Source organism: Yoonia vestfoldensis (genome assembly GCF_002158905.1).
GTDB classification, from domain to species: Bacteria; Pseudomonadota; Alphaproteobacteria; order Rhodobacterales; family Rhodobacteraceae; genus Yoonia; species Yoonia vestfoldensis_B.
Genome location: NZ_CP021431.1, coordinates 1760946 through 1786597 on the forward strand (window position 1 = coordinate 1760946; position 25652 = coordinate 1786597).

Here is a 25652-nt window from a genome sequence, read left to right on the forward strand (position 1 = left end):
CTAAAAGCTGCAAGGGTGATTTGCAACAAGCTCCGTCGTTGACTGGCATATGGGGCAAGGGGGCGCAGGATGCAATCGGGCAGGCCCGCGCCAAGGGCACTTTTGCACGGCTGCGGCGGCCAGAACGATGCGGCCCACTTTCCTCTGGCGGCAAACTGCGGCATATGTCGCGGCAAACGCCCAGCCCAAGGACCGATCCTATGCATGATATCCGCACCATCCGCGACACCCCCGCTGCGTTCGATGCGGCCTTGTCCCGGCGCGGGCTGGCCCCTGTGGCGGCGCAGATCCTTGCGCTGGACGAGGCACGGCGCAAGCTGATCCTGGCCGCTGAAACCGCGCAGGCCGAGGCGAATAAGGCGTCCAAGGATGTGGGCGCGGCCAAGGCGCGCGGCGATGATGCGGAATTTGAACGTTTGCGCGCGCTGATCGCCGATAGCAAGGCACAGATCGCCGCCATGAATGACGAGGCCAAGGCGAAAGATCAGGCGCTGACCGATCTGCTGGCCACGCTGCCCAACCTGCCCGACCCATCCGTCCCCGATGGCAAGGACGAGGCCGATAATGTCGAAATCCACCGCCATGGTGCGCCGCGCGATTTCGCCTTTGCCCCGGTCGAACATTACGAGATCGCGGGCATCAAGACGGGCATGGATTTCGAGACAGCGGCGAAACTGTCGGGCAGCCGTTTCGTGCTGCTTTCGGGCGCTGTGGCCCGGCTGCACCGCGCGCTGGCGCAATTCATGCTGGATCTGCATGTCGAGGAACATGGCCTGACCGAAACCATCACCCCCGTCATGGTCCGCGAAGACATGATGTATGGCACAGGCCAGCTGCCCAAATTCGGCGAGGACAGCTATCAGACCACCAATGGCTGGTGGCTGATCCCCACCGCCGAGGTCACGCTGACCAATATCGTCAATGGCGAAACGGTCGACGAATCCACCCTGCCCCGCCGCCATGTCGCCCATACATTGTGTTTCCGGTCCGAGGCCGGATCGGCAGGCCGCGACACATCGGGCATGCTGCGCCAGCACCAGTTCGAAAAGGTCGAGATGGTCAGCATCACGGCCCCGGATCAAAGCGCCGCCGAACACGACCGCATGACGCGCTGCGCGCAGACCGTGCTGGAACGGCTGGGCCTGCCTTACCGCACGGTCGTGCTCTGCGCCGGTGATATGGGCGCGGGGGCCACCAAGACCCATGATATCGAGGTCTGGCTGCCCGGCCAGAACACCTACCGCGAGATCAGTTCGGTGTCGGTCTGCGGCGATTATCAGGCGCGCCGCATGAATGCGCGGTTCCGCCCTGCGGCTGGCGGCAAGCCTGCCTTTGTCCATACGCTGAACGGATCGGGTCTGGCGGTGGGCCGCACGCTGATCGCGGTGGTGGAAAACGGCCAGCAAGCGGATGGGTCCGTCGATCTGCCCGCCGCGCTGCATCCCTATCTGGGCGGCAAGACGCGGATCACGGCAGAAGGGGTGCTGGGGTGATTGGCAGGGATGGGTGCAAGCACCCATCCTACGGGCATCGTGCCGGTTTATATCCCGCCTGAACACATCGCGGTTCGCTATATCTGGTGATCAGCCTGCGGTTGTCCTAGCTTGGGCTGCAGATCACATCGCGGCCATGCCCCGTCCATTGCGTCCAACCTGCGAGACATCCTGACATGAAACACATCCGCGCCTATCTGACCCTGCTTTTCACCGTGACCTTTGTCACCTCGCCCTTGTTCACCAGCCCGTTCAGCGGCTTTCGCGCCGATCAGCTGCCGATTCCCCAGATCGACCCGCCGATCCAGCCTGCGGGCTATGCTTTCGCGATCTGGGGGCTGATCTATGGCTGGCTGGTGGTCTCGGCGTTTTATGGCCTGTTGAAACGGCCTGCCGCGCGGGCCTGGGACCGGGTCCGCCTGCCTTTGCTGATCAGCCTGGCGCTGGGCACGCCCTGGCTGGCGGTGGCCAATATCAGCCCGGTCTGGGCGACGGCGCTGATCTTTGCCATGGCAGTGCCTGCGATCTGGGCCGTGCTGGTGGCTCCGCGGACCGACCGCTATTGGCTGCGCGCGCCGGTGTCGATCTATGCGGGCTGGCTGACGGCGGCGTCTTTCGTGTCGCTGGGCAGCACGGCGGCAGGCTATGGCGTGCTGATGGGCGCGCTGGGCTGGGCCTATGTCGGGATCATCGCAGCGCTGGGCGTCGCGGCTCTGACCCAATGGCGCAGCCGCGCGCCGGGATATGGGCTGACCATGATCTGGGCGCTCTTTGCGATCATCATCGCCAATGGCACTGATCAGCTGAGCGTCAGCCTGCTGGCCGCAGCCGGGATCACGGTGATGACGATCCTGACCATCACCACCACCGGCCGCCCTATTTCTTAAGATGCTTTGACAGGCGCGACGGCTGCGAGGATTTCTTGTCCTTATAGGGATTCTTGTCGCCCTGATCGCGCAAATACAGCCGGATCGGCGTGCCCGGCATATCAAAATCGGCCCGCAACCCGTTGACCAGATAGCGTTTATAGCTTTCAGGCATCAGGTCGGGATGCGATGTCATCACCACAAAGGCCGGTGGACGGGTTTTCACCTGCGTGGCATAGCGCATCTTGATCCGCTTGCCGCCGGGCGCGGGCGGCGGGTGCTGTTCCAGCATCCCCGTCAGCCAGCGGTTCAGCTGCGCGGTAGTGACACGGCGGTTCCAGACGTCATGGGCGCGCATGATCGCCTGTTGCAACTTGTCCAGCCCCTTGCCGGTCTTGGCCGAGACGGTGACCAGCGGCGCACCGCGCAATTGCGGCAGCAGGCGTTCGAAACTCTCGCGCAATTCGCGCAATTTATCCTGCTTGTCGTCTTCGGTATCCCATTTATTGACCGCGATCACCACGGCGCGGCCTTCGCGTTCGGCCAGATCGGCGATGCGCAGATCCTGCTGTTCGAACGGGATTTCCACGTCAAGCAAGACGACAACGACTTCGGCGAATTTCACGGCGCGCAACCCGTCGGAGACCGACAGTTTTTCCAGCTTTTCATGGATCTTGGCTTTGCGGCGCATCCCCGCCGTGTCGAAAATCCGCATCGGCACGCCGATTCCATCCGGCCCCGCCCAGACCTGTTTGACGGAAATGGCATCACGCGTGATCCCGGCCTCTGGCCCGGTCAACAGGCGTTCTTCGCCGATGATCTTGTTGATCAGGGTGGATTTGCCGGCATTGGGGCGGCCCACAACGGCAATCTGCAAGGGTTTGGCGATGGTCGGCACGCGCGGCGCATCTTCGTCGTCCTCGCCCACGTCAACATCGGTCTCGGGCGCGTCCAATGCGGCGCGTTCCTCGAATGCATCCGAAATCGGGCGCAGCACATCCATCAGCTCGCCCATACCCTCGCCATGTTCGGCGGAAATGCGGATCGGCTCGCCCAGACCCAGGGCATAGGCTTCGAGGATGGTGGCATCGGCGGCGCGGCCTTCGCCCTTGTTGGCGGCCAGAATGACATTGGCGTTTTTCTTGCGCAGGATATCGGCAAAGACCTGATCGGCGGGCAGAACCCCTGCCCGCGCGTCGATCATGAACAGGCAGACATCGGCCATTTCCACGGCACGTTCGGTCAGGCGGCGCATCCGGCCTTGCAGGCTGTCGTCGGTGGCTTCTTCCAGACCGGCGCTGTCGATCACGGTGAACCGCAGATCGGCCAGCCGCCCTTCGCCTTCGCGCAGGTCGCGGGTGACGCCGGGCTGGTCATCGACCAAGGCCAGTTTCTTGCCGACAAGTCGGTTGAACAAGGTGGATTTGCCCACATTGGGACGGCCCACGATGGCAAGGGTAAAGGTCATATGCGGCTCCAGACGGGTCTAAACCCGTCCGCTACACCATCCGCGCGTCAACGGAAAGCGTGCAGTTGCCCTGTCTGGGTGATGACGTAAAGGGTTTGACCCGCCACAACCGGCGCAGAGGCCGCCCCGCCGGGCAAGGCGATGGTGCCAATCAGCGCGCCAGAGACCGGGTCAAACTGCCGGATCAGCCCGTCGGATGACGCCACGATCAACCGCCCACCCGCAAGGACAGGGCCGAAATGCGCGATCACGCTGCGCTGGCGGCGGCTGTTGTCGCTGGCAAGGCCCGGCAAGGCGACACGCCAGACAGGCGCACCGCTGGCCGCGTCAAGCCGGACCAGCTCGCTGATGTCATTGACCATGAAGACCGACCCGCCTGCGGGCCAGATCTGGCCGACAGCGCCTTCGCCTGCGGTCCAGATACGGCTGCCGTCGCGCAGATCAAAGGCGACGCTGCGCCCGCCAAAGCTGGCGGCATAGACCCGCCCTGCATCAATCACCGGCGCGCCCGCGATATCGCTGACCAGCGTCACGGCCCGGCCCAGCCGGTCACCCGCGACAACATTGGTCCAGCGCGGCAAGCCGCCCTGCGGATAGGTGGCCAGAATTTCACCTGATGAAAACGGGATCACCACGATATCGCCGCTGACCGCGACAGGCGCGCTGCCCGCAAAGGCCGTCAGCGAAGGTGTCCCGCTTTGCTGCCAGCGGGTCAGGCCGGTTGCGGCATCCAGCGCCCAGGCGGTGCTGTCGCGGGCCACGACATAGACCAGTTCGCCGTTGAAACTTGCCGGGGCATTGACCGGCGCATTAAGGTTCTTGGTCCAGAGCGTGCCGCCCGTCGCCGGGTCCAGCGCAGTGATTTCACCAAAACCGGTGGTCACATAGACCCGCCCGCCACCAAAGGACACTGCCCCGCCCGATGCCTCGCCCGCGTTGAACCGCGCAGGTGTCAGATCGCGCTGCCACAAGGTCTGGCCGCTGGTCGTGGTCGCGGTGACGGTGGCACCGGCATCGACGGTATAGACCACGCCGCCTGCCACAACGGGGGCGCCGGTGATCCGCGCGCGGCGGCTGTCACCGGCCCCGATCTGGGCGACAAAGGCAGGCTGCAAATCCGCCCCGATTGCGGGATGCGCAGGGCGGGCGGCGGATTGTGTCCAATCGGCATTGATCCGCGCCTGCGGCAGCGCCAAGGGCAGGCTCTGGTTCACCACCGCCACGCTGTCGCGGATGTCGAACCGTTCACCGGGCAGGATGATCTGCTCTTCACCACAGGCCGCCAGAACCGACAAAAGCAAAGCGGCACCAATGAAGGGTCGTAGGGTCATGATCGGTCCAATCCGTTTGTTCGGCCAGTCATTCTGCCGGTTATTGCGGCAAAACAGCGGCGGTCGCGTCTTCACCCAAGGCAATCAGCAAGGTCTGGACCCGGTCCGACAGGCCACGGGTCACGGCGGCATCTTCGGCAATCTGGCGCAAGAGCGCAACAGCGCCGGGCTGATCGCCGTTTTCCAGCGTCAAATAGGCCATCTGTTCCAGCGCCAGCAGGCGAAAGGGCTGACCCGGCTGCGCCAAAGGCGCAAGAGCCGCCATCCGCGCGGCATGATCCCCGACCGGCAGCATCGCCGATTTGATCGCCGCAAGGTCGCGGTAAAGCGGCGCGATCTCTGGCGCGGCCAGCAGGCTATCCAAAGTCGCGGCAGCGGCGACACTCTCGCCTGCTTCTTGCTGGGTCGCGGCGGTCAACAAGGTGGTGATCACGGCGGCATTGCCCTGCGCGCTGACCCCTGCCAGCGCGTTGGCGCGCGCGGTTTCGTCATTTTCGGCCAGCGCCGCCAGCAAAGCATCGCCCGCCGCCTGCGCTGCGGCGCGGTCCTGGGCCTGGCGGTATTCGTTCCAGGCCGTGCCCCCGACGATCCCCAGCACGATCAGCACCGCGATCCAGCCATAGCGGCGCAGATAGCCGAACAGCTTGTCACGGCGCATTTCCTCGGTGACTTCGTCGATAAAGCTGTCTGGATTGCTCATCCCGGCCCCCTTTTGCGCCATGCGCGGCATCATCACTGCGGGGTTCATATCGTGAAGGCTGGCCGCTGGACAAGAGCAGAGCGCAGATTGCACCCCCTAGCGGCCAAATTCCCGCTTGCCCAAAGGTCATCTCTGGCATAACCTGAACTCAATGGTTCAGTTTAAAAGCTGATCCGGCAGCGTGCGTGGCGCGTATTTTATGTGGGGCATCAATCCATGCCTTTATGTGTTTTGAGAAAGGCCGCAAATGCGCTTGATGTCCCTGCTTTCAGCTTTGGCCGTCACGGCCTGCCTTTACCTGATCATCTTTGAACGCGACAGGTTGCTGGTTTTCGCAGGGGCCAATGCCGAAACGCCCCCCGCCGCCCTGACAGCCGATGCGCCCGCGCCACAAGGGATCAGCGTCGTCGCCCGGCGCCAGCAGGCGCAGGCCATTGACAGCGCGGTGCTGCTGCGCGGCCAGACGGCGGCCGCGCGCGAAGTGACGGTGGCGGCGGAAACCTCTGGTCTGGTGATATCCGAGCCTTTGCCCAAGGGCAGTTTCGTCAATGCGGGTGACAGGCTATGCACGTTGGACCCCGGCACGCGGCAGGCCAATCTGGCCGAGGCCCGCGCCCGCCTGTCCGAGGCGCAAAGCCGCGTCCCCGAGGCCGAGGCCGGCGTCATCGAAGCCGAAGCGCGGCTGCGCGAGGCCGAAATCAACCTGAACGCCGCGCGCGCGCTGTCGCAGGACGGCTTTGCCTCTGAAACCCGCGTGGTCGGCGCGCAGGCCACGATGGAATCGGCCATCGCGGGCGTGCAGCGGGCGCGCACGGCGGTGTCATCGGCGCTGGCCGGGATCGAATCGGCGCAAGCATCCGTTGCCAGCGCCGAACGCGAGATTACCCGCCTGACCATCACCGCGCCTTTCGCGGGCCTGCTGGAAACCGATACCGCAGAGCTGGGCGCGCTGATGCAGCCCGGCGCGCCCTGTGCGACGATCATCCAGCTGGACCCGATCAGGCTGGTGGGTTTCGCCCCCGAGGCCGATGTCGCCCGGATCAAGGTCGGTGCCGCCGCAGGCGGGCGGCTGGCGGGCCAGCAAGAGGTCGCGGGCGCGGTCACATTCCTGTCGCGCAGCGCTGATCCGGTGACCCGCAGCTTTCGCGTCGAAGTGACCGTGCCGAACCCTGATCTGGCCATCAGCGACGGGCTAAGCGCCGAAATCATCGTCGCCGCCGCAGGCCAATCGGCCCATCTGGTCGCGCAATCCACGCTGACGCTGAATGATGCAGGCACTTTGGGCGTGCGCATCGTCGGCCCCGATATGACCGCGCAATTCCTGCCCGTGACCCTGCTGCGCGACACGGCCCAAGGCGTCTGGGTCGCGGGTCTGCCCGATGTCGTCGATCTGATCACGATCGGCCAGGAATTCGTGATCGACGGCGTGCCGATCGTGCCCAGCTATCAAGAGGTGAGCCAGCAAGAGACCGGCCAGCAGGAGACCGGCCAATGATCGGCATCGTCGATCTGGCCGCGTCGCGCGCGCGCATGGTGCTGGCCTTTATCGCGCTGTCGCTGATCGCGGGCGGTGCCGCCTATGTCAGCCTGCCCAAAGAGGGCGAGCCGGATATCGAAATCCCCGCGATCTTTGTCTCGGTCCCCTTCCCCGGCATTTCCGCCGCCGATAGCGAGACCCTGCTGGTGCGCCCGATGGAAACCGAATTGTCCGATCTGGACGGGCTGCAAACCATGACCGCCACCGCCGCCGAAGGCTTTGCCGGTATGGCGCTGGAATTCGAATTCGGCTGGGACAAGACCAAGATTCTGGCCGATATCCGCTCTGCCATGAATAATGCGCAGGCCAGTTTCCCCGCAGGTGCCGACCAATATTCGATCACGGAAATCAACTTTTCCGAATTTCCCATCATCGTCGTCAACCTGACCGGTGATGTCCCCGAACGCACGCTGCTGCGCACCGCCAAAAGCCTGCAAGACCGGATCGAAGGCATCGATGGCGTGCTCGAGGCCGGATTGGCCGGTCAGCGCGATGAGATGCTCGAGGTGCTGATCGACCCGCTGCGGCTCGAGACCTATAATGTCACCGCGGGCGAATTGATCGGCGTTGTGACCAATAACAACATGCTGATCGCCGCGGGTGAAGTGGACACAGCCCAGGGCACATTCGCGGTCAAGATCCCCTCGTCCTTTGACAGCGCGCAGGATGTCTATGCGCTGCCGGTCAAGACCAATGGCGACAGTATCGTCACCTTGGGCGATCTGGCCACGATCCGCCTGACATTCGAGGACCGGGTCGGCACGGCGCGGTTCAACGGGGTCAATACCGTGGCCTTGCAGGTGGTCAAACGCAAAGGGTTCAACCTGATCGACACTGTGGCGCTTGTGCGCGCGGCGGTGGCGGCGGAACGCGCCAGCTGGTCGCCCGAATTGCGCGCGGCGATCACCGTGGGCACATCCAATGACCAATCGCGCAGCGTGGCCTCGATGGTCAGCCAGCTCGAAGGCTCGGTGCTGACCGCCATCGCGCTGGTGATGATCGTGGTGCTGGCCTCGCTTGGGACCCGTCCGGCGCTGTTGGTGGGGTTCGCGATCCCGACCTCTTTCTTGTTATGTTTCGCGCTGCTGGCGATGATGGATATCACGATTTCCAATATCGTGATGTTCGGGCTGATCCTGGCCGTGGGCATGTTGGTGGACGGGGCCATTGTCGTTGTCGAATATGCCGATAAGCGCATCCAGGAAGGCACAGGCCCGATGTCGGCCTATACAGAGGCCGCCAAGCGGATGTTCTGGCCGATCATTTCCTCGACCGCGACCACGCTTTGCGCGTTTTTGCCGATGCTGTTCTGGCCCGGGGTCTCGGGGCAATTCATGGGGATGTTGCCGGTCACGCTGATCTTTGTGCTTTGCGCCTCCTTGGTGGTGGCCTTGGTCTATCTGCCGGTCATGGGCGGCGTCACCGGCCGGATGAGCCGGGCTTTCGGCCGGTCTTCGGATGCTTTGCGCGCGCGGCTGCCTTGGGCGGGCTGTGCGGCCTTGGTGCTGCCTGCGATCATGGTCGTGTTCACCGGCGCGATGCTGGTGCTGAACCCCGGCTATCTGTCCGGTGCGGCCGTCCAGACGACAGGCTTTGTCGCCTCGCTGCCCGGAATACTGCTGTTTCTGGGGGGCGCGGTCCTGCTGTCGATCACCGTGGGGGCCGCGCGCATCACCCGGCCCGCCAAACGGATCACGGCGGGATATCAGCGGTCCGGCTTTGGGCGGTTCATGCATTTTATCGTCGGCAATCCGGTCATGCCGCTGGTCACGATTGGCCTGGTGATCTTTACCGTCATGTCGATTTTCAGCTATTACGGGTCCAATAACAACGGCTTTGAATTCTTTGTGGAATCCGAGCCCGAACAGGCCATCGTCTATGTCCGCGCGCGCGGCAACCTGTCCCTGGCCGAGAAAGACGCGCTGGTCCGCCAGGCCGAAGACATCGTGCTGGCCCATCCCGGTGTGATCAGCGCCTTTGCCTTTGCCGGTGACGGCGGGCTGAACACCGATGCCGCCGGCGGCAGCACCCCGCGCGACACGATCGGGCAGGTCCAGCTGGAAACCATTCCCTGGGAAGACCGCGCCGGGATTGCCGCATTGGACGGCGATCTGGTGCTGGCGCAATTGCAGGACCAATTGCAGGCGATCCCCGGCATCCAGACCGAGATCCTGGCCCAGGCGCGCGGCCCGGCCTCGGGCAAGCCGGTGCATCTGCGGCTGAAAGGTGATCATTGGGAGGATCTGATCAGCGCCGCCCAGATCGCGCGCGACCGCTTTGCCCAGACCCAAGGGCTGATCAGTCTCGAGGATACCCTGCCCCTGCCCGGCATTGATTGGCAGATCGACGTCGATGTGGCGACCGCAGGCCGGTTCGGCGCGGATGTGGCCAGCGTCGGCGCGATGGTGCAGCTGGTGACGCGCGGCATCCTGCTTGATACGATGCGCGTTGACAGTTCGGACGAGGAAATCGAGATCCGCGTCCGCCTGCCCGAACAGGACCGCGTGCTGTCCACGCTCGACAGCTTGCGCGTGCGCACCGATGACGGGCTGGTGCCTTTGTCGAATTTCATCACCCGCACCCCGGTGCAGCAATTGGCCCAGATCGACCGGATCGACCAGCAACGCTATTTCGATGTCAAGGCGGGGGTGGCCAGCGGGCTGACCAGCCTTATGGCGGAGGGCACGCCCATCGGGGTGGCCCGGCTTGACCGCGACCAGACCGGCATGGCGCGCTATGGCGATCTGCGCCTGCAGGAGGACACAGATCCCGCGCGCTTTGCCCAATTGGTGGCGGGTGGCGCGATCACGGAAACCCCGCTTAATCCCAATGAACGCATCGCGCTGTTGACCGACTGGCTGGCCGAAAACCCGCTGCCTGCGGGTGTGACCTGGGAATGGACCGGCGATCAGGAAGAACAGGCCGAATCGGGGGCCTTTTTGATGACCGCCTTTGCCGGTGCGCTGGGGCTGATGTTCATCATCTTATTGGCGCAATTCAACAGTATCTATAATTCGGTGCTGGTGCTGCTGGCCGTGGTCATGTCCACCGCAGGGTCATTGGTGGGGATGCTGGTCATGGATCAGGCCTTTTCGATCATCATGACTGGCACCGGGATCGTCGCACTTGCGGGGATCGTGGTGAACAACAATATCATCCTGATCGACACCTATCAGGATTATAGCCGCTATATGCCACGGACCGAGGCGATCACCCGCACCGCCGAAGACCGCATCCGCCCCGTTTTGCTGACCACGATCACGACGATGGCGGGGCTGGCGCCGATGATGTTCGGCCTGTCGCTCGATTTCATGCAGGGCGGCTATACGATCGACAGCCCGACGGCGCTGTGGTGGAAACAATTGGCCACGGCGGTGGTCTTTGGCCTTGGCATCGCGACGGTGCTGACGCTGGTCTTTACCCCCTCGATGCTGGCGCTGCGGGTCTGGTTCGTGACCTATGTGCAATGGGCGGCACAGCTGCTGGCGAAGCTTTCGATGGGCCGCAGCAGCCGCGCCGCCCGCGACTGGGCGCTGGCAAGGCAGGCCGCAAGGGTCAAGGCGCCCGAGGTGATCTGGGTCGAGGATGACGCCCCGGCAGCAGGCGTGAACACAAAGCTGGCGGCAGAGTGAGCAATGGCCGGGGTGCGCAAGATGCGCACCCTACGGTGCAATTATGGCTGCGTAGGGTGCGCATCCTGCGCACCTACAATTGCACCCACGTTTGCCCCACCCGTGGTCAAACCACCTCTTCCTCCACCTGCCTATTCCACAGATGCGCATAACGCCCGCCCTGCGCCAAGAGCGCGTCATGGCGGCCTTCTTCGACGATCACGCCATCCTCTAGCACCACGATCAGATCGGCATCGGCAATCGTGGACAGCCGATGCGCGATGGTGATCACCGTGCGGCCCTGGCCCATCGCCTTCAGCTCGGCCTGGATTTCCATCTCGGTCTCGGTATCAAGCGCACTTGTCGCCTCGTCCAGCAAAAGGATCGGCGGGTTCTTCAGCAAGGTGCGCGCGATGCCAACCCGCTGTTTTTCACCCCCCGATAGTTTCAGACCACGTTCGCCCACGGTGGTCTGATAGCCATCAGGCAGGCTGATGATGAAATCATGGATCTTGGCGGCTTTGGCGGCGGCGATGATATCCGCCTCGCCCGCATCGGGGCGGCCATAGGCGATGTTGTAATGCACCGTGTCATTGAACAGCACCGTATCCTGCGGCACCACGCCGATCTGGGCATGCAGGCTGTCTTGGGTCACATCGCGCAGGTCTTGCCCATCGATCAGCAAGGCCCCGCCCGTCACATCATAGAACCGGAACAAGAGCCGCCCGATGGTCGATTTGCCCGACCCCGAAGAGCCGACGATCGCCACCGTCTGGCCCGGCGCGACATCCAGATTGATGCCTTTCAAGATCCCGCGCGCCGCATCATAGCCAAAGGTCACATCGCGCAGGGTGACGCGCCCGCCGCTGACGACCAAAGGCTTGGCGTGGGGCGCATCCGTCACCTCGGCGGGTTGGCCCAGCAGATCGAACATATCGCCCATATCGATCAAGGCCTGCCGGATTTCGCGGTAGACCGTGCCCAGAAAGTTCAACGGCATGGTGATCTGGATCATATAGGCATTGACCATGACGAAATCGCCCACCGTCAGATCGCCACGTTCAACGCCAATGGCGGCCATGACCATGACGATCACCAGCCCGCCGGTGATCAGCACCGATTGGCCGAAATTCAGGAAAGCCAGCGAATAATTGGTGCGGATCGCCGCCCCTTCATATTGGGCCATGGCGCGGTCATAGCGGTCAGCTTCCCAGCGCTCGGCACCGAAATATTTGACCGTTTCGAAATTCAGCAGGGAATCAATCGCCTTTTGATTGGCGTCGGTGTCCTGATCATTCATTTCCTTGCGGATTTTCACGCGCCATTCGGTGACGGTAAAGGTGAACCAGACATAAAGTGCGATGGTCCCCACGACGACGGCCAGATACCAGACGTCGAATAAAAAGAACAAGACGATGGAAATCATCGCCAGTTCCAGCATCAGCGGCCCCATCGAGAACAGCAAAAACCGCAGCAGGAAATCCACGCCCTTGACGCCGCGTTCAATCACCCGCGACAGCCCGCCGGTCTTGCGGGTGATGTGATAGCGCAGCGACAGGCGGTGAATATGGGTAAAGGTTTCCAGCGCCAGCTGGCGCAAGGCGCGCTGGCCGACGCGGGTAAAGATCACGTCGCGCAATTGCTGAAAGCCCACATTCATCAGCCGCGCGAAACCATAGGCCAGCGTCAGCCCCACAGCCCCCAGCCCCAGCACCGTGGCCGCCGTCGCCCCGTCAGGGGCCAGCGCATCCACAGCCTGTTTATACAAGATCGGCGTGCCGACCGCGATCACCTTGGCCAAAAGCAGCACCAGCATCGCGCCCACAACGCGGCGTTTGACCCAGCCCTGCCCCTGCGGCCACAGATAGGGCATCACGCGCTTGATGACGGACCAGCCCTGCAGGCGGGCATTGCCGAGGTTGGCGTCGGAATGGGTGGTCGGGCGCATCGGTCTCTCCGGGGGTGTTGCCCGTTACTAGGGCGCTGCCCGATGATTGACCAGAGCCAGCTGGCTATTGCGCCCGGTCGGGAATCCGAAACACCTGTCCGGGATAGATCAGGTCGGGGTCGCGGATCAGATCGCTATTGGCCTCGAAGACCTGCACATAAAGGATGCCCGCGCCCAAAGTTTCCTCGGCAATCGCCCAAAGCGTCGATCCGGGCTGGACCGTGCGGGTCGCGACCTCGAACCCGTCCTGCGCGGTCTCTTCGGCCATGACAGCGGCAACGCTGGCGGGTTCTTCGCGCTGGAAGGGTGTTTCCATCCGCGATACGACAATGCCATCGGGATCAACCTCGTCAATGCGCAGCGTATAAACGCCGGTTGCCACAGGCGGCAGGATGATCCGCCAGTCGCCGCCCGCCGTCACCGGTGCTGCGGCCACGGATTCATTATCAAGATAGATCTGCACCTCGCCATCGCCGGTGGCGCGGCCTGTCAATTCCACCGCGCCGCTGGGATCATAGGTGATCGCATCCAGCGCCACATTGGGTTCAGGCAGGACGGCCGCCCCCTGAGCGACGCGCACGCCATCAACGCCGGTTTCCAGCACCACGGGCGCAGCGGCGGGTGCGGGGGTGATCCCGGCTGTTTCGGTAGCGGGCAGATCGGCTGCGGCGGCCGGGTCAACCGGGGCCTCTGCGGGGGCCTCTGCGGGTGCCTCTGCCAGCATCTCAGGCGCGGCCGGGGGCGCAATCGGCGCAACCATATAGCTGGTCTGCGATGGCACCGCCGCCCCGTCGGGATCAGCCAGCAGCGACAGGCGGCGCGGCTGATCCGCCGGATCCGCAATGGCCAGCATCACGAAACTGCCCGTGGCATCCGCCGTGGCCCGCGCAATGGCACCGCCCCCCAGGATCAGATCGACAACCTGATCGGGGGCCGCACGGCCCGCCACGATGATGGATCCGTCAGGGTCCAGCCGGAACGTATCGAATGACGGCACGACGGGGGTGACCTCTTCTTGGGCAATCTCTTCTGGCGCGGTTTCTGCGGGGGCAGCAACAGCCTCTGACACAGCTACTGGCACCGGCGCGGCGGCCTCTGGCGCGGGCAGCAGATACACCACCAGCGCCCCCAGCGCAGCCGCGGGCAAAGCCCCCAGCACCCAAGCACCCACCTGCGATTTTTTCTGTCCGTCCACGCCTGATACCCCATCCCCATTTGACCGGCGAAAATCCGCCCACAGCATTGAGACAATGTAGCAACCCCGCTATGAGCGGTCAAAGCCAAGCTGCATCAAAGGGGTAGCAATGTCCGATTTTCCAATGTCAGTGTGTGTTTATTGCGGCTCTCGGGATGGCAGAGACCCTGCCTTTGCCCAATCCGCCACCGAAACCGGACAGATGCTGGCGCGCAACAATTGGCGGCTGGTTTATGGCGCGGGCGATGTCGGGCTGATGGGCCGGGTCGCCAAAGCGGTGCAACAGGCGGGCGGGCGCACCTTCGGGGTGATCCCCACGCATCTGCTGGCGCTTGAGGTCGGCAAGCGCGATCTGGACAGTTTCGTCGTGACCGAGACGATGCATGAACGCAAAAAGGTCATGTTCATGAATGCCGATGCGGTGGTGGTGTTGCCCGGCGGGGCGGGCAGCCTCGATGAATTCTTCGAGGTGCTGACATGGCGGCAGCTGGGGCTGCACCAAAAACCGATCATCCTGCTGAATATCGCGGGCTTTTGGGACCCGCTGCTGGCGCTGCTGCGCCATGTCGTGGGCCAAGGCTTTGCGGGCGATGATATCTTGTCCTTCGTGACCAGCGCCGCCGATGTCGCCGCGCTGGAAAAAGCCTTGCAGGACGCGCTATAGCGCCGCCATCAGGGCATGATAGCGCGACAATGAAATGTTGGACCCGCAGGCGATGATCCCGACGCGCCGCCCGGCCAGATCATCGCGCAACGGGCCGATGATCGCCGCCAGTGACGCAGCACAGGCCGGTTCTGCCGTGATCCGCAGGATGGACTGGTAAATCTCCATCGCCGCCAGCATCTGGGCATCGGCGATCCGCACGATGCGGTCGACATGGGCCTGCGCCAGCCCGAATGTATAAGGCAGCGCCATGGGCGCCCCCAGGCTATCGGCAATCGTGGCCACCTGGTCCAGCGTGACCGGCGCACCCTGCACCAAAGACCGCGACAGGCTATCGGCCCCCTCAGGCTCGACCCCGATCACCTGGGCGTCAGGGCGCAAATGCTTGATCGCACAGGCCATGCCCGCAATCAGCCCGCCGCCGCCAATGGGCACGACGAATGTGTCCAGATCAGGGGCCTGCGCCAGATATTCGCGCGCGCAGACCGCCGCCCCCAGAACCATATGCGCGGCCTCGAACGGATGCATCAAGGCGCGGCCCTGCGCGGCTGCGGCATTCATCGCGGCAAAGGCCGCGGCCATATCATCATGCAAGGACACAAACGCGCCCAAAGCCTCGCAGCCCGCGATACGCGCAGGATCAGTCGCGCGCGGCATGCAGATCAGCGCGCCCACCCCCGCCGCACGCGCGGCCCAGGCCACCGCCAGCGCATGATTGCCGCCACTGGCCGCCACAACGCCCGCCGCGCGCTGCGCCGGGTCCAGCGCCGCAATCCCCAGATAGGCGCCGCGCGCCTTGAAGGATCCGGCCTGCTGGAACAATTCCAGCTTGACCGTTACACCCGCGCAATCCGGCAAGACCCCGTCCCAGCGCGCCGATACCAGCGGCAAAACCGGTGTTTCAATCAACGCATCGCGCAAAACAGCCGCCGCCGCAGTGATCGCCGCCAGGTCAGGACCCATGATACATTCCCCAAAGAAAAAACCCGCAGGACATGTCCCACGGGCCTTTGATCTTGTCTATGCTCAGAAGCGGTTACATCCGGCTGGCGACATTTTCCCAATTGACCAGATTATCAAGGAAGTTGGTCAGATAGGCCGGGCGCTTGTTACGGAAATCGATGTAATAGGAATGTTCCCACACATCACACCCCAGCAAGGCTGTCTGGCCGAAACACAAAGGGTTCACGCCGTTTTCGGTCTTGGTGATCGCCAGCGCGCCATCGGCTTTTTTCACCAACCAGGCCCAGCCGGACCCGAACTGGCCCGCACCGGCGGCGCTGAACTCGGATTTGAACGCATCGACAGAGCCAAAGCTTTCCACCAGCGCCTTTTCCAGCTCTGACGGCATCTTGCTGGCAGCGGGGGTCATCATTTCCCAGAATTGGTTGTGATTCCACAACTGGCTGATGTTGTTGAAAATCCCGCTCTGCGCGACGGCCGCGGAATCATAGGTGCCCACAATGATTTCTTCCAGCGATTTGCCGGCCCATGGGGTGCCTTCAATCGCCTTGTTGCCATTGGTCACATAGGCATTGTGGTGGATGTCATGATGGAATTCGAGCGTTTCGGCAGACATCCCCTTGGATGCCAGCGCATCATGGGCATAGGGCAGATCAGGAAGCGAGAATGACATTGCGTGTCCTCTTTGTTGTTCAGCATTGCGTTACCCTTTAGGTGGCCCGCAGCTGCGCAAAGGTCAAGGGCAGGCCCCGATTTGCCCCATCTTCCGAGCCTAAATATCCCCGCCGGAGGCCCCGTGCGCCCCGCGCGCGGGATCTGGCGATCACAATGCGCCGACAGGGCCAGCCTTGGCCGAAGCCACCAGCAATTCATGGGCATAATCCGCAACCGAGCGGAAACAGATAACCGTAAAATGATCGGGCTGCGTCATCCAAAAGGCGGCAGCGACCTGCCCCAGATGGCTGCGGCGCAAATCACCGGGGCCAAATCGGGCCGGGTGCAGATCGGCGGGCGTCAGCTTGGCCAGCACCTCGCGCGCGAAACCACCCTCGACATGGATCAACGCACGCGCGTCCGATACGTTCTCGGCCAGGTAATGCTGGCCCGCCAGGGCGGCATCAATCTGCGCCAGCGCCTCTGTGACCTCTTCATAGGGCAGTAGCAGCAAGATTTCATCCGGCGACATCCAGCCCAGGCCAACCGCACCTGTGGCGCTGATTTTGCCTTTGGCTGGAAAGGATTGGCCGGTGATCTTCTTGCAGATCGCGCGCAGCTTGGTATTCGACAGATCGCCGCGCAGGGTGATCATGCCACACAGACCCGCCTCGCGGATCGTGACCTCGCCGGATGTTGTGCGGCCTTGCAAGGCGCTGATGGCGTCAGACATTCTGCTTTGCCCCTTCCTTGTCATAAAACACCGGATCAACGATCCGGGCGGCGACGGTCTTGGCGTCATCCACGGTGTTGAAACTGATCACCTCGCCCATCCGGTCGGGGCCGCGATGCACCAGACCCATGGCGATCCCGCGCCCCAGCGTCGGCGAATGATAGGTCGAGGTCACACGCCCTTGGGTGTTGCGCTGGCCATTGGCATTGGTGCCATCGGCAATCGCATAGGCCCCGTCGGGCAGGACCGATCCGTCCAGCGTTTCCAGCCCCACAAGCCGCCAGCGATCCGGATTATCCATGAAACTGCGCGCATGGGCGCGTTTGCCAAGATAGTCGTCTTTCTTCTTGGACAAGGCCCAATGCAGGTTCAGATCCTGCGGAATGACGGTGCCATCGGTTTCATCACCGATCATGATAAAGCCCTTTTCGGCGCGCATGATATGCAGCGCCTCGGTGCCATAAGGCATGATCCCGAATGCCTCACCGGCCGCGATCAGCGTCTCCCAAAAGGCGCGGCCCTGCCCCGCTGGCACGGCGATTTCGTAAGACAGCTCGCCCGAGAATGAAATCCGGAACACCCGCGCATCAAACCCGCCGATCTGGCCTGCCTGCCATTGCATGAACGGCAGCGCGGACAGATCCATCCCGCCCAGCTTGTCCAGCAGCAGCTTGGCCTTTGGCCCGACCACGGCGACCTGCGCCCATTGTTCGGTGACATTGGCGACATAGACCTGCCAATCCCACCATTCGCATTGCAGCCAATCTTCCATCCAGGCGTGGATCCGGTCGGCCCCGCCGGTGGTGGTGTGGCACAGCCAGCTATCCTCGGACAGGCGCGCGACAACGCCATCATCCATCAAGAACCCGTTTTCCGAACACATCAGCCCGTAACGGCATTTGCCCACAGGCAGGTTGGACATCATATTGGTGTAAAGCATGTCCAGAAATTTGCCTGCATCCGGCCCTTTGACCACCAATTTGCCAAGGGTCGAGGCATCGAGCAGCCCGATATTGCTGCGCGCATTGGTGACTTCGCGGTTCACGGCATCATGGACCTTTTCGCCGGCACGCAGATAGGCGAAAGGCCGGCGCCATTGGCCCACGGGTTCATTATCGGCGCCATTGGCATTGTGCCAATCCGACATCGGGGTCTTGCGCAAAGGCTGGAACACTTCGTCGCGCGCAGCCCCTGCAATCGCCGCCATGGAAATCGGCGTATAGGGCGGACGAAAGGTCGTAGTGCCGACATTGGGGATCGCCGCGTTCAAAGCATCAGAAAGCACCGCCAATCCGTTGATATTGCTTAGCTTTCCCTGATCGGTTGCCATGCCCAGCGTGGTATAGCGCTTGGCATGTTCGACGGATTCAAACCCTTCTTGCGCGGCCAGCTGCACATCGGTGACTTTCACGTCATTCTGGAAATCCAGCCATGTTTTGGACCGCAACGCATAGCTGGCCCCCTGCGGCATCATCCAGACCGGGGCGATCGGGCCTTGGTCAGCATCGGTGGCGACGGGGGCCGCGGCCAAGCGTTTCTTATGCCCGCATGCCGCCGCAGCCGTCTTGCCCGCGGCGATCCCGTCAGCCAGCACATCGGCGCTGCGCAGATGGCCATTGGCGACACCGGCGGCGATCACGAAACCCGCGCCATCAGCACCGGTTGGCGGGCGCGCCGTGTCAGGGCGGAACATCGCTTGGGCATCGTCCCAGACCAGCTTGCCGCCGCAATGCGACCACAGATGCACGACCGGCGACCAGCCGCCCGACATCGCCACGCAATCGCAGGCGATTTCTTCCAGCACAGCGCCTTCACCGGCCTGCGCACAAAGGGCGACACCGGTGACACGCTTGCCGCCTTTGACCTTTGCGATGCCTTTGCCATCGGCCACACGGATGCCCAAGTTGCGCGCCTGGTCGATCAGTGGCCCTGCGGGGGCGGTGCGCGCATCGACAATGACCGGCACTTCCAGCCCTGCCTCTTTCAAGGCGATGGCGGTGCGGTAAGCATCATCGTTATTGGTCACAACCACGGTGCGATCCCCGATAGAGACGCCGAAATTCACCGCGTAATCGCGCACGGCCCCCGCCAGCACCACGCCGGGCAGATCATTGCCCGCAAAAGACAGCGGCCGCTCGATCGCCCCCGTGGCGGTCACGATCCGCGCGGCGCGAATACGCCACAGCCGGTGGCGCGGACCGTCCTGATCGGGCACGTGATCTTTCAGCCGTTCATAGGCCAGCGTATAACCATGGTCATAAACGCCCGCCCCCATGCAGCGCGCACGGATCGTGACATTTTCCATCTTGCCAAGCAGTTGCAGCGTGAAATTCACCCAATCGGCCGCATCCATCCCGTCGATCTGCACGCCGTCCACGACAGCGCGGCCACCCCAATCGGCGGTCTGTTCGATCAGCAGAACCTGCGCGCCGGACTGCCCCGCCGCCAGCGCCGCTGCCAGCCCCGCGATCCCGCCGCCGACCACCAGCACATCCACATGCATGTTGAAATGCTCATAGATATCCTGATCGCGATCCTTGGGCGCGCGGCCCAGACCGGCGGATTTGCGGATGAATGGTTCATAGACATGTTTCCAGAACGGGCGCGGGAACATGAACATCTTGTAATAAAAACCCGCCGGCAGAAAGCGCGACAGATGCGTGTTGATCGCGCCCACGTCGAATTCAAGGCTGGGCCAATGGTTCTGGCTGGTCGCCGTCAGCCCGTCGAACAATTCTGTCGTGGTGATGCGCTGGTTCGGCTCGAACCGCGCGCCTTGGCCCAGATTGACCAGCCCGTTGGGTTCCTCGGCCCCTGCCGCGACCACGCCGCGCGGGCGGTGATATTTGAATGACCGACCCACCAGCATCTGGTCATTGGCCAGCAGCGCCGAGGCCAGCGTATCGCCTGCAAAACCGCGCAGGTTTTTGCCGTTGAAGGTGAAAGAGACCGGCTTACTCCGGTCGATCAGACGGCCATGCCCCGAAAGACGCGTGCTCATGCGAAATCTCCCCATGTCCAGCCGGGACGTTTGGCCGTGATCTTGTCGCAGATGTCCTGCGGCGGTTTGGTGGTTTGGGCCGGATAGGTGCCAAAGACCTCAAGCGTGGCAGTGCAGCGCGCGGCCAGAAACCATTTGCCGCAGCCATAGGCATGCCGCCAGCGTTCGAAATGCACGCCTTTGGGGTTTTCGCGCATGAACATGTAATCCTCGAACTGGTCATCGGATGATCCGGGGCCAAAGCGTTTGAGATGCGCCTGCCCGCCCGGTTGCAGATCGGTTTCATCGGCCTGAACCCCGCAATAGGGGCAGTGAAGGGTCAGCATGGGGCAACCTCTGGTCTGCACGGCAAAAAGGCGGACGCATCGCTGCGCCCGCCTGTCGCGGTGATCATCGAAATGGAATTATTGCGGAGCGGCAGGGACAGGCTGCGGATCAGTGACCGCAGGGTCAAGCATCGGCTGTCGCGGCGCGGCCGGATCGACGCCCATGCCAGTGCCCATACCTGTGCCAGTGCCCATACCTGTTCCCGTGCCCATACCTGTGCCCGTACCAGTGCCGGTAACAGGATCGACGACTGTGCCTGTATCCGTGCCGGTATTGGTGACAGGCGCGGTTGTGGTGCCGCGCGAGAACAGCGCCAAAAGCACGACCAGCACAAGAATGCCAAGCGCGACACCGATCCAGATGCGCGCGCCTGATTGCCGGTTGGGAGGGGTAGCCATGATGAAAACTCCTTTGTCTGCGATGTCATCAGACATCCAAACGCAGGACGGCCGGGATGTGTTGCAGCAGGCGCATCCGCTCGGCTGATTGCCGCCAAGCGGCGCTGAAGACCGGTCACAGCACGCATCAATGCGCCACCCCCGCGGCGACGCTTTCGTCGATGAACTTGCCTTCGCGGAACCGGAACATCGAAAATTCCTCGGTCAGCGGCGATTGGCCCTTGGCGATCAATTCCGCCATGGCCCAGCCTGATCCGGGGATGGCCTTGAACCCGCCAGTGCCCCAGCCGCAATTGACAAAGACGCCATCGACCGGCGTTTTCGACAAGATGGGCGAGCGGTCGCCCGTCACATCCACGATCCCGCCCCATTGGCGCAGCATTTTCAGCCGCGCGATCATCGGGAAGGTTTCCACCAGGGCGCGGACGGTTTCCTCGATATGATGAAAGCTGCCGCGCTGGGTGTAATTGTTATATCCGTCGGTGCCGCCGCCGATCACCATCTCGCCCTTGTCGGATTGGGACATATAGCCATGCACGGTATTGGCCATGACCACGACATCCATACAAGGCTTGATCGGCTCTGACACCAGCGCCTGCAAAGCCACCGATTCAATCGGCAGCCGGAACCCCGCCATCTGCGCCATCACACCGGAATGGCCCGCAACGACCAGCCCCAGCTTGTCGCAATCAATCGCGCCCTTGGTGGTATCGACGCCGATCACGCGCGCCCCGTCACGGCGAATGGCCGTGACCTCGCATTGCTGGATGACATGCATGCCCATATCCGAACAGGCCCGCGCATAGCCCCAGGCGACCGCATCATGGCGCGCCGTGCCACCGCGCGCCTGCCACAAGCCGCCCAGCACAGGATAGCGCGGCCCGTCGATATTCATGATCGGGCACAGCTCTTTGACCTTGTCGGGACCGATCCATTCGGTTTTCACGCCTTGCAGCGCATTGGCATGGGCGGTGCGTTTATAGCCGCGCACCTCGTGCTGGGTCTGGGCCAGCATGATCACGCCCCGCGGGCTGAACATCACGTTGTAATTCAGGTCCTGCGACATCGTCTCATAGAGGCTGCGGGATTTTTCATAGATCGCAGCCGAAGGGTCTTGCAGGTAGTTCGAGCGGATGATCGTCGTGTTGCGGCCGGTATTGCCGCCGCCCAGCCAGCCTTTTTCCAGGATCGCGACATTGGTGATGCCGAAATTCTTGCCCAGGTAATAGGCCGTGGCCAACCCATGCCCGCCCGCACCGACGATGATCACGTCATATTTGGCACGCGGCGCGGGATTGGCCCAGGCACGGGACCAGCCTGTGTGCTGGCGGAACGCTTCTCGCGCAATGGCAAAGGCGGAATATCGTTTCATCGGCGCGCGATTCCCTGTCTGATATCTGCCCCTGTCTGGACCTTTCGGGGCGTGGAAAGGATACTGCCAGCGGCGTCTGGACCGCGATTTACGACATGGCCGCGCCACAGTGAAGGGCCATGGCGTCGCAGGCCCTTTTCACCTTGGCCCATGGCGGTTATGTCGGGGCCAACAACCGCGAGAGAGCTTATGACATTCTGGATAATTGTCGGCGTGATGACATTGGCTGTTGCCGGTCTGATGGCCATCCCGCTGCTGCGCACCCCCGATGTGCAAGCTGACAACCCCGATGTCGCGATCTACCGCGCGCAATTGGCCGAGATCGACCGCGATCTGGAACGCGGCCTGCTGGACCCCGCCGAGGCCGACCGCTCGCGCACCGAAATCGCGCGGCGCCTGCTGGCGGCCAGCAAGATGGATCAAGGCATGCTGCGCAGCGACAGCCGGCAGGGGCTGGTGGCGATCAGCGTGCTGGCGGTGGTCGCGGCGGTGACATTCGCGACCTATCTGCAGCTTGGCGCGCCGGGCTATGGCGATGTGCCGTTGCAGGCACGGCTGGCCGCGTCAGAACAGATGCGCGCCAACCGGCCTGCGCAGGCCTTTCTGGAACAGCTTGCACCGCCCCCGCCCGCCGTCACCCTGCCCGAGGATTACCGCGCCGCCATCGACCGCCTGCGCGAGATCGCCCCGACCCGGCCCGATGATCTCGAAGCCTGGTCGCGGCTGGCCTTTCACGAGGTCGAATTGCGCAATTATGCCGGTGCCGCGCGGGCGCAGGACCAAGTGGTCAGCATTCTGGGCGATGCGGCCGGACCGGCCGATCTGACCCGGCTGCTGGATCTGCGGGTGGTGGCGGCCGGTGGGCTGGTCTCGCCCGAGGCCGAACAGGTGATCCGCGCGATCCTGGCGCTGGATGATACCAACCTGGCCGCGCGCTATTATCTGGGGCTGCTTTATGACCAGACCGACCGGCCCGACCTGGCCTATCGGCTCTGGCGCGATCTTGCCGAAAACGGCAATCCCGCCAGTTTCCACGCCGCCTCTGCCCGCCAGATGATCGAGGATGCGGCCTTTCGCGCCGGGATCGATTATACCCTGCCCGCCCTGCGCGGCCCTTCCGCCGAGGATATCGCCGCAGCCCAGGACATGAGCCCAGAAGACCGCCAAGCGATGATCGGCGGCATGGTCGAGGGGCTGGCCGACCGGCTGGCCAATGACGGCGGCACTGCGACCGATTGGGCGCGGCTGATTGCGGCCTATGGCGTGCTGGGCGATACCGACAACGCCCGCGCGATCTGGGTCGAGGCGGCGGATGTCTTTGGCGCCAATGCCGAGGCCATGGCGATCCTGACACCGGCCGCGCGCGACGCAGGCCTGCTGGAATGATCCTTGACGCGCCCGAGGATTTTGCCGCGGCCCTGCCCGCCCATGGCGCGCTTGCGGGGCTGGACCTTGGCACGGTGACGATCGGGGTGGCGGTATCCGACCTGATGCGCAGCGTGGCCAGCCCGCTGGAAACCATCAAGCGCAAGAAATTCACGCTCGATGCGGCGCGGCTCTTTGAGATCACGACCCACCGGATGATCGTCGGGCTGGTGCTGGGCCTGCCGCGGAACATGGACGGGTCCGAAGGGCCGCGCTGTCAGGCGACCCGCGCCTTTGCGCGCAATCTCGAAAAGCTGACGCCGCTGCCGATTACATTCTGGGATGAACGCTTGTCCACGGTGGCCGCCGAACGGGCCATGCTCGCGGCGGATATGTCCCGAAAACGTCGCGCAGAGCGGATCGACAATGTCGCGGCAAGCTATATTCTGCAAGGCATGCTGGACCGGCTGCGACATCTGGAGGCGCGCGCGTGACCATCCCCGAACCGACCGACCACATCTGGAAACGGGCCGAAATCGACAGCCCCTGTATCAAGATCTGCGTGATCCAGCCCGAAACGCGGCTGTGCACGGGCTGTCTGCGCACGATCGACGAGATCAGCGCCTGGTCACGGATGACCCCCGAGGCACGGGCGCAGGTGATGGCAGAATTGCCCGCCCGCAAAGGGCTGGTCGCCAAACGGCGCGGCGGGCGTGCGGGACGGGTGAAGTGAGGGGGCTGTCGACAGGCAGCAAGCCTTTGTCATGTCGGGGATCATTGCGGGCGATATAGGGGCCGATATGCCCAAATTCATCCAGATAAGCGATATACGTCAAACAGATACCTTTAAACACGAAAACCCGCGCTTTCGCGCGGATCACGCTGCCGCGCAGGGCGCGTAAGGTGGATCAAGATCCACCCTACCCCCGCGGAAAGACAAAACACCGGTCCCGCCGGATCATGATCCACAGCGGCGTGCCCACCTTTGGCAAAAATACCGATGGGACAGCGGCGCGCAGGATGGACCCGTCAAAATCCATGCGAAATTCCACCAGGCTCGACGCGCCGATGAACCGCGCGCGCTGCACCACGCCGCGCGCGGGGGTGCCGTCTTGGGGGGTCGGGTTCGGGCCGCGACCGGCGCGGTCAAAATCAATCTTCAGATGCTGGGGGCGGATCACGATATCGACCTCGGTCCCGTCCGGCACGCCGGGGGCGAGGAACTGACCAAAGGGCGTATCGGTCAGCGCGCCCTGGACTTTGCCCTTGATCACGTTGATATCGCTGAAAAAACCCGCCGCCTGCAAATCCTTGGGCGCGTTATAGATATTATAGGGCGAGCCGCGCTGCACCACGCGCCCGTCGCGCATCAAGGCGATTTCATCGGCCATGCGCAGCGCCTCGTTGGGTTCATGCGTGACCAGCAAGACGGCGGTGCCTTCGCTTTTCAAAATCTCCAGCGTCTCATCGCGGATATCATCGCGCAGGCGGTCATCGAGGCCGGAAAACGGCTCGTCCATCAGCATGATGCGCGGCTGCGGTGCCAAAGCGCGGGCCAGAGCGACGCGCTGCTGTTCGCCGCCCGACAATTGATGCGGGTAATCATGCAGATAGCGCAGCATCCCGACCTTTTGCAAAAGCGCCGTGACCCGCCCGTCATCGCGCCGGCCGCGCAGCCCAAAGCCCACATTCTGCGCCACGGTCAAATGCGGAAACAGCGCGAAATCCTGAAACATCAACCCGATGGACCGGCCTTCGGGGGGGACGCGGTCGACCGTGTCACAGATCAGCTGGCCATCGACATGGATCGTGCCGCTGTCTTGCATATCCACGCCCGCGATGATCCGCAAAGTGGTGGATTTGCCGCAGCCCGATGGCCCCAAGAGGCAGGTCACCTGCCCCGGCATCACCGTCAGGCTGACATCATCGACGACGCGCCGCCCGGCAAAAGTCTTGACCAGATGGCGAACGGCAAGGCGGGGCAATGTCATGCAGGCAATCTCTGATCAAAACAATAGGGTTTTGT

Annotated in this window: 21 protein-coding genes; 8 read left to right on the forward strand and 13 right to left on the reverse strand. The window is 63.3% G+C overall.

The genetic code is table 11. The annotated features are described in order from the left end of the window. Positions 1-200: 200 nt before the first annotated feature. Positions 201-1493 carry a serine--tRNA ligase gene (serS, locus tag LOKVESSMR4R_RS08710; protein ID WP_087207565.1) on the forward strand — a complete coding sequence of 431 codons (1293 nt, stop codon included), beginning with the start codon at positions 201-203 and terminating at the stop codon, positions 1491-1493. Positions 1494-1669: 176 nt separating this feature from the next. After that, positions 1670-2380 carry a hypothetical protein gene (locus tag LOKVESSMR4R_RS08715; RefSeq protein ID WP_087207567.1) on the forward strand — a complete coding sequence of 237 codons (711 nt, stop codon included), beginning with the start codon at positions 1670-1672 and terminating at the stop codon, positions 2378-2380. Here LOKVESSMR4R_RS08715 and der read toward each other — a convergent pair. Genes der through LOKVESSMR4R_RS08730 form a run of 3 tightly spaced genes read right to left on the reverse strand, consistent with a single transcriptional unit; the run spans position 2370 to position 5858 of the window. Next, positions 2370-3827, reverse strand: coding sequence for a ribosome biogenesis GTPase Der (gene der, locus LOKVESSMR4R_RS08720; RefSeq protein ID WP_087207569.1), 1458 nt, complete (start codon positions 3825-3827; stop codon positions 2370-2372). The two genes, LOKVESSMR4R_RS08715 and der, sit on opposite strands and share 11 nt — an antisense overlap. Before the next feature lie 47 nt (positions 3828-3874). Then, a complete protein-coding gene (locus LOKVESSMR4R_RS08725; protein WP_087207571.1) occupies positions 3875-5158 on the reverse strand; it encodes a PQQ-like beta-propeller repeat protein in 1284 nt (427 codons plus the stop codon). A gap of 40 nt (positions 5159-5198) precedes the next feature. Beyond that, positions 5199-5858 carry a hypothetical protein gene (locus LOKVESSMR4R_RS08730; protein ID WP_204248747.1) on the reverse strand — a complete coding sequence of 220 codons (660 nt, stop codon included), beginning with the start codon at positions 5856-5858 and terminating at the stop codon, positions 5199-5201. Between the two features lie 247 nt (positions 5859-6105). On the opposite strand from LOKVESSMR4R_RS08730, the gene LOKVESSMR4R_RS08735 reads away from it, so the two are divergent. Next, positions 6106-7353: an efflux RND transporter periplasmic adaptor subunit gene (locus tag LOKVESSMR4R_RS08735; RefSeq protein WP_087207576.1), complete on the forward strand. Its 1248-nt coding sequence runs from the start codon at positions 6106-6108 to the stop codon at positions 7351-7353. After that, on the forward strand, positions 7350-11027 hold the full coding sequence (locus tag LOKVESSMR4R_RS08740) for an efflux RND transporter permease subunit (protein WP_087207579.1): 3678 nt from the start codon (positions 7350-7352) through the stop codon (positions 11025-11027). Before LOKVESSMR4R_RS08735 ends, LOKVESSMR4R_RS08740 begins: the two co-directional genes overlap by 4 nt. A 106-nt stretch (positions 11028-11133) precedes the next feature. Here the strand turns inward: LOKVESSMR4R_RS08740 and LOKVESSMR4R_RS08745 are convergent, their stop codons facing one another. Together LOKVESSMR4R_RS08745 and LOKVESSMR4R_RS08750 are read right to left on the reverse strand one after the other, a co-directional pair. Continuing rightward, complete coding sequence (locus tag LOKVESSMR4R_RS08745) at positions 11134-12954, reverse strand: ABCB family ABC transporter ATP-binding protein/permease (RefSeq protein ID WP_087207582.1); 1821 nt, start codon at positions 12952-12954, stop codon at positions 11134-11136. Positions 12955-13018: 64 nt separating this feature from the next. After that, complete coding sequence (locus LOKVESSMR4R_RS08750) at positions 13019-14149, reverse strand: LysM peptidoglycan-binding domain-containing protein (RefSeq protein WP_087212900.1); 1131 nt, start codon at positions 14147-14149, stop codon at positions 13019-13021. A 109-nt stretch (positions 14150-14258) separates the two neighbouring features. Between LOKVESSMR4R_RS08750 and LOKVESSMR4R_RS08755 the strand changes: the two genes are divergently transcribed. Next, positions 14259-14813, forward strand: a complete 555-nt coding sequence (locus tag LOKVESSMR4R_RS08755; protein ID WP_237331942.1) for a TIGR00730 family Rossman fold protein — start codon at positions 14259-14261, stop codon at positions 14811-14813. Here the strand turns inward: LOKVESSMR4R_RS08755 and LOKVESSMR4R_RS08760 are convergent. The 7 genes from LOKVESSMR4R_RS08760 to LOKVESSMR4R_RS08790 all read right to left on the reverse strand — a co-directional run bounded on the left by LOKVESSMR4R_RS08760 (position 14808) and on the right by LOKVESSMR4R_RS08790 (position 22261). Beyond that, on the reverse strand, positions 14808-15776 hold the full coding sequence (locus LOKVESSMR4R_RS08760) for a threonine ammonia-lyase (RefSeq protein WP_087207587.1): 969 nt from the start codon (positions 15774-15776) through the stop codon (positions 14808-14810). The genes LOKVESSMR4R_RS08755 and LOKVESSMR4R_RS08760 overlap by 6 nt on opposite strands. 73 nt (positions 15777-15849) lie before the next feature. After that, positions 15850-16449, reverse strand: coding sequence for a superoxide dismutase (locus tag LOKVESSMR4R_RS08765; RefSeq protein ID WP_087207589.1), 600 nt, complete (start codon positions 16447-16449; stop codon positions 15850-15852). Between the two features lie 150 nt (positions 16450-16599). Continuing rightward, positions 16600-17163, reverse strand: coding sequence for a sarcosine oxidase subunit gamma (locus LOKVESSMR4R_RS08770; protein WP_087207591.1), 564 nt, complete (start codon positions 17161-17163; stop codon positions 16600-16602). After that, entirely contained in the window at positions 17156-20164 is a 3009-nt protein-coding gene (locus LOKVESSMR4R_RS08775) for a sarcosine oxidase subunit alpha family protein (protein ID WP_087207593.1), read from the reverse strand. The genes LOKVESSMR4R_RS08770 and LOKVESSMR4R_RS08775 overlap by 8 nt, the downstream gene beginning before the upstream one ends. Then, complete coding sequence (locus LOKVESSMR4R_RS08780) at positions 20161-20490, reverse strand: sarcosine oxidase subunit delta (protein WP_087207594.1); 330 nt, start codon at positions 20488-20490, stop codon at positions 20161-20163. The genes LOKVESSMR4R_RS08775 and LOKVESSMR4R_RS08780 overlap by 4 nt, the downstream gene beginning before the upstream one ends. A gap of 78 nt (positions 20491-20568) precedes the next feature. Beyond that, a complete protein-coding gene (locus LOKVESSMR4R_RS08785; protein ID WP_087207596.1) occupies positions 20569-20889 on the reverse strand; it encodes a hypothetical protein in 321 nt (106 codons plus the stop codon). Between the two features lie 127 nt (positions 20890-21016). After that, positions 21017-22261: a sarcosine oxidase subunit beta family protein gene (locus tag LOKVESSMR4R_RS08790; RefSeq protein WP_087207598.1), complete on the reverse strand. Its 1245-nt coding sequence runs from the start codon at positions 22259-22261 to the stop codon at positions 21017-21019. Positions 22262-22450: 189 nt separating this feature from the next. Here LOKVESSMR4R_RS08790 and ccmI point away from each other — a divergent pair, with 189 nt between their 5' ends. Genes ccmI through LOKVESSMR4R_RS08805 form a run of 3 tightly spaced genes read left to right on the forward strand, consistent with a single transcriptional unit; the run spans position 22451 to position 24359 of the window. Then, complete coding sequence (gene ccmI / locus LOKVESSMR4R_RS08795; RefSeq protein WP_087207601.1) at positions 22451-23647, forward strand: c-type cytochrome biogenesis protein CcmI; 1197 nt, start codon at positions 22451-22453, stop codon at positions 23645-23647. Next, complete coding sequence (ruvX, locus tag LOKVESSMR4R_RS08800; RefSeq protein WP_087207604.1) at positions 23644-24120, forward strand: Holliday junction resolvase RuvX; 477 nt, start codon at positions 23644-23646, stop codon at positions 24118-24120. The genes ccmI and ruvX overlap by 4 nt, the downstream gene beginning before the upstream one ends. After that, positions 24117-24359: a DUF1289 domain-containing protein gene (locus LOKVESSMR4R_RS08805; protein WP_087207606.1), complete on the forward strand. Its 243-nt coding sequence runs from the start codon at positions 24117-24119 to the stop codon at positions 24357-24359. The genes ruvX and LOKVESSMR4R_RS08805 overlap by 4 nt, the downstream gene beginning before the upstream one ends. Positions 24360-24546: 187 nt before the next feature. Here the strand turns inward: LOKVESSMR4R_RS08805 and LOKVESSMR4R_RS08810 are convergent, their stop codons facing one another. Further along, positions 24547-25617: an ABC transporter ATP-binding protein gene (locus tag LOKVESSMR4R_RS08810; protein ID WP_087207608.1), complete on the reverse strand. Its 1071-nt coding sequence runs from the start codon at positions 25615-25617 to the stop codon at positions 24547-24549. Positions 25618-25652: the final 35 nt, after the last annotated feature.